This window comes from Streptomyces sp. NPDC127084 (assembly GCF_042724175.1).
GTDB lineage: Bacteria > Actinomycetota > Actinomycetes > Streptomycetales > Streptomycetaceae > Streptomyces.
Map to the genome: position 1 here is coordinate 33,581 of NZ_JBHXFA010000063.1, position 4,807 is coordinate 38,387.

The 4,807-nt window shown below is 68.4% G+C and carries 3 protein-coding genes; all 3 read left to right on the top strand.

Annotated elements, in window-relative coordinates; all coding sequences use genetic code 11:
* The first annotated feature begins 91 nt into the window (after window positions 1-91).
* The 3 genes from ACFWI9_RS16920 to ACFWI9_RS16930 all read left to right on the top strand — a co-directional run bounded on the left by ACFWI9_RS16920 (window position 92) and on the right by ACFWI9_RS16930 (window position 4,633).
* Window positions 92-1,912: a glycoside hydrolase family 15 protein gene (locus tag ACFWI9_RS16920; RefSeq protein WP_387162679.1), complete on the top strand. Its 1,821-nt coding sequence runs from the start codon at window positions 92-94 to the stop codon at window positions 1,910-1,912.
* A 22-nt stretch (window positions 1,913-1,934) separates the two neighbouring features.
* Window positions 1,935-3,323, top strand: a complete 1,389-nt coding sequence (locus tag ACFWI9_RS16925) for an MFS transporter (protein ID WP_387162682.1) — start codon at window positions 1,935-1,937, stop codon at window positions 3,321-3,323.
* Window positions 3,324-3,622: 299 nt separating this feature from the next.
* Window positions 3,623-4,633 carry a quinone oxidoreductase family protein gene (locus ACFWI9_RS16930; RefSeq protein WP_387162684.1) on the top strand — a complete coding sequence of 337 codons (1,011 nt, stop codon included), beginning with the start codon at window positions 3,623-3,625 and terminating at the stop codon, window positions 4,631-4,633.
* Window positions 4,634-4,807 lie beyond the last annotated feature (174 nt).

Sequence of the window (4,807 nt, forward strand, 5' to 3'; positions counted from 1 at the left end):
GTCGGCTGTCGGGGGGGGGGGGGTTTTTTTTGGGTACCCCCCCCCCCCCCCCCCCGCGGTGGGGGGGGCAATTCCCCACACGCCCGCTTGGGTGTCGGCCGACGGCACGATCGACTGGTGGTGCACGCCGCGCTTCGACTCCCCGAGTGTCTTCGCCTCCATCCTGGACTCCGCCCGTGGCGGGCACTGCCGGTTCTCCGCGGATCTCTCAGACAACGACGGCGGGACGATGCGCCAGCTCTACCTCTCGGACACAGCCGTCCTGGTCAATCGGTTCCTGGCCCCCGGCGGCGTCGGCGAGGTCGCGGACTTCATGGAACCGATCGACAGCGCCACGCCCACCGACCGGCACCGCATCGTCAGGGTCGCTCGTGTCGTCCGGGGCAGTCTGCCGTTCACCTTCAGCTGCCGCCCGCGCTTCGACTACGGACGCGCCCCGCACACCCTGGCGCAGACCGACGACCACTCGGCGATACTCCACGGGCCGGGGACGGACCTCCACGTCCAGGCCACCGCGCCCGTCGCGCTGCACGCGGACGGCGACGACGTCACGGCCGGATTCACGCTCTCCGCCGGAGAGGTGGCGGCGGTGGTACTGACCAGCATGGCGAGCGGAGGGCCCGCACCCGCACCGCCGTCCCTGGACGACATCGCCGACGAGCTGGAGTCCTGCCGCATGTTCTGGCTCTCGTGGCTGCGCTCGTCCACGTACCGGGGCCGCTGGCGTGACATGGTGAACCGCTCGGCGATCACGCTCAAGCTGCTTACCTACGCGCCGACGGGCGCGCCGATCGCAGCGGCGACCATGGGACTGCCCGAGCAGGTCGGCGGCGAGCGCAACTGGGACTACCGCTACACCTGGATCCGGGACGGCTCGCTGTCCGTGCGAGCCCTGATCGACCTGGGCTTCGAGGACGAGGCCCACGCCTTCCGCCGCTGGCTGCGCGATCGCATCGAAGCAGGCGCGACCGCGACCGGAGACCCGCTGCAGATCATGTACCGGGTCGACGGCGACCCGCACCTCCCCGAGGAGGTCCTCGGTCACTTGGAGGGATACATGGGTTCGTCGCCGGTACGGGCAGGCAACGCCGCGGCGGACCAGGTCCAGCTCGACATCTACGGCGAAGCCGCCGACGCCCTGGCCCAAGGCCACGGCATGGGTGCCATCCGCGGCTGGAAGGCGGTCAGCGACGTACTGGACTGGCTCGCCGACAACTGGGACCGGCCCGACGAGGGAATCTGGGAGACCCGAGGCGGCCAGAAGATCTTCACCTACAGCCGTCTGATGACCTGGGTCGCCTTCGACCGGGGTATCCGGCTGGCCACGAAGTACTCCCGCCCCGCCGACATCGCCCGCTGGACGGATGTCCGCAACACGATCTTCCGGCAGATCGTGGCGCGCGGTTGGAGCGACGAACGCCAGGCGTTCGTCCAGCACTACGACAACGACGTGCTGGACGCCTCGCTGCTGCTCATGCCACGGGTCGGCTTCCTCTCCCCGCGGGACCCGGCTTGGCTCAGCACGCTGGACGCCATGGACCGGGAACTGGTCAGCGACAGCCTTGTCTACCGGTACGACCCTGAGGCGTCGCCCGACGGTCTGCGCGGCTCCGAGGGCACCTTCAATCTGTGCAGCTTCCTCTACGTGGAAGCCCTGGCACGCTCCGGTCGACTGCACCAGGCCCGGTACGCCTTCGACAAGATGCTCACGTACGCCAACCACGTCGGCCTCTTCGCCGAGGAGATGGGCCCCTCGGGCGAACAACTGGGCAACTTCCCCCAAGCCTTCACCCACCTCGCGCTGATCGCCGCAGCGACAGCACTCGACGAACAGCTCGATGAGGCGGAGACCCGTCCACGTCCCGACACCGGGGCCTCCCCCGCGAGCGGATGGCACCCCGGCGGCGCGTGACGAACCTGCGGAGGCGACACCTGTGGCCGGGACACGGATCCCTCAGCAACCGTCGAAAGCGCAGCGACGGGTCCTCGCCCCGCTCGCTCTCGCACAGTTCATCTGCAGCTTCGCCGGCTCCAACATGAACGTGATGATCAACGACATCAGCAAGGACCTGGACACCACCGTCCAGGGCGTACAGATCGCCATCACCATCTTCCTGCTGGTCATGGCCGCGCTGATGATCCCCGGCGGCAAACTGACCGACCGCTACGGCCGCAAACGCTGCCTACTCGCCGGCCTCGTCATCTACGGCATCGGCGCCCTCCTCAGCGCCACCGCCCCGGGCCTGGGCGTACTGATCCTCGGCAACTCGATCCTCGAAGGCATCGGCACCGCCCTGCTCATCCCGCCCGTCTACATCCTGACCACACTCCTCTTCACGGACATGACCTCACGCGCCCGCGCCTTCGGCGTCATCATGGCGCTGGGCGGAATCGGTGCGGCCGCCGGACCGCTCATCGGCGGCCTCATCACCTCGACGCTCAGCTGGCGCGCGGCCTTCGTGTTCCAGGCCCTGGTCATCGCTGTGATCATCGCGCTCAGCCGCCACATCGAGGACCCCCTGCCGCCCGACCCGACCCGTCCCTTCGACACCGCCGGAGCGGTGCTCTCGGCTGTCGGCCTCATCCTCGTCGTCATGGGCATCCTCGCGGCCGACAACAACGTCTGGCTCATGATCGGCCTGCTTGCCCTGGGCGCCCTCGTACTCGTCTGGTTCTTCCGGTCCGTACGAGCCAGGGAGCGGGCGGGGAAGGAACCTCTGCTGTCCATCAGCCTCTTCCGCAACCGGACCTCGAACCTCGGCCTCATCACCCAGAACGTCCAGTGGCTGCTGCTGATGGGCACCTCGTTCACCGTCGCCGCGTACCTCCAGGTCGTACGCGGCTACGACGCCATCCAGACCGGAGTCGTCTTCACGGCCGCCACGCTCGGGCTGCTCGTTTCCTCACTCGCCGCCGAACGCCTCGCCAAGCGGCGACCCCAGCGCACCCTCATCATGACCGGCTTCGTCGCCACCATCGCCGGCATCGTCATCCTGGTCGCGACAGCCGGCAGCTCCACGAACCCGTGGGCCCTCACGCCCGGACTACTGCTGATCGGGCTGGGACTCGGCGTGATGCTGACGCCGTCGGTGAACGTCGTCCAGTCCAGTTTTCCCGAGGAGCAACAGGGCGGGATCTCCGGCCTCTCCCGCAGCGTGTCGAACCTCGGCTCCTCCCTCGGTACGGCTGTCGCCGGCACCATCCTCGTAGCCGGTCTCACCACCGGCGCCTACGCCGCCGCGATGATCACCCTGGCCGTCATCGGACTCGCGGGCTTCACCGCCGCCGCACTCCTCCCACGCACCCGGAACGTAGGCGGGTGAGAGTGGACTTCGAGCCTGCGCCGCTCGGGCCTACATATGTGGCCCATAACTACGCCGGTTGTGGTGGGTGGCCGTACGGCGGTGCGGAAGCGGCGAGTGGTGCATTCGTCGACCCTTGACGGCCTCGGTCTCCTGTCCCAGACCCGGGTGCAAGCAGGCGTTCTCAGCTCTCGGCGGGGGCGGCGGGCTGGTCTGCTTGCCGGGAATCGGATCGCCATCAACGGGGTTGGTGGGGGTTGAGCCGTTAATCGGATCGCCATCAACGGGGTTGGTGGGGGATGAGCCGTTATTGGAGGGCCATGCGAGCGATTCAGGTGTACGAAGTGGGCGGTCCCGAGGTGCTGCAGGAGGCCAAGGTGGACCAGCCGCGGCCGGGTCCGGGCGAGGCGCTCGTGGAGGTCGCCGCATCCGGGGTCAACTTCCTCGACGTCTACCACCGCGAAGGCCGGTACAGCCTCCCGCTGCCTTTCACCCCGGGCGCTGAGGGCGCCGGCACGGTCGTCGAAGTCGGACCCGGCGTCGCTGACGTCGCAGTCGGGGACCGGGTCGGTTGGGTGGAGATTCCCGGCACGTATGCCGAGCGGGCCGTCGTGGACTCCTCCCGGCTGGTGCCGCTGCCCGACGATATCGGCTTCGAGACAGCCGCCGCCGTGCTCCTCCAAGGCATGACCGCGCACTATCTAGTCAAGGACGCCTACCCGGTTCAGGGGGGCGACACGGTGCTCGTGCATGCGGCTGCTGGTGGCATGGGGCTGCTTTTGACCCAGCTCATCACCCATCTCGGCGGCAGGGTGATCGGCACGACGTCGACCACGGCGAAGGCCGAGCTGGCGAAGCGTGCCGGGGCCGCTGAGGTGATCCTTTCCTCCGCAGTCGACGATCTCGCAGCCGAGGTGAGGCGGCTCAACGGCGGTCAGGGACTGCCGGTTGTCTTCGACGGCGTCGGCGCGCACACCTTCGATGCGAGCCTCGCCAGCCTGCGACCCCGCGGCCATCTCGTGCTCTTCGGCGCGGCAAGTGGTGCCGTGCCGCCGTTTGATCCGATTCGGCTCGCCCACGGCGGTTCGCTGACCCTGATCCGGCCCAGCCTCGGGCACTTCATCGCCGATCGGTCCGAACTGCTCCGACGGGCCGCCGATGTGTTCGAGTGGGTGCGCTCCAAGGCGCTTGAGGTCACCGTAACGGGCCGCTACGCATTGTCCGAGGCCGCCCAGGCCCACAGCGATCTGGAGGCTCGGCGTACCACCGGCAAGCTGCTCGTCGTACCCGATGCGGCCGCTATTGGACGCCGCGAGGAGACGCAGAGCTGATCGCGGGTGACGAGGTCGGGGATCTTGGAGACTGAGATGTCGAGGGCATGGCCGACCGTCATCGCCAAGATCCCCGACTGTGATTCCCAATCAGGTTGTCAAGGCAGGTGGATGACGAATCGTGGCCGCGTCATGGTGTCGCTGTGACGGTGTGTTGAGGTGGGACGATCTCGA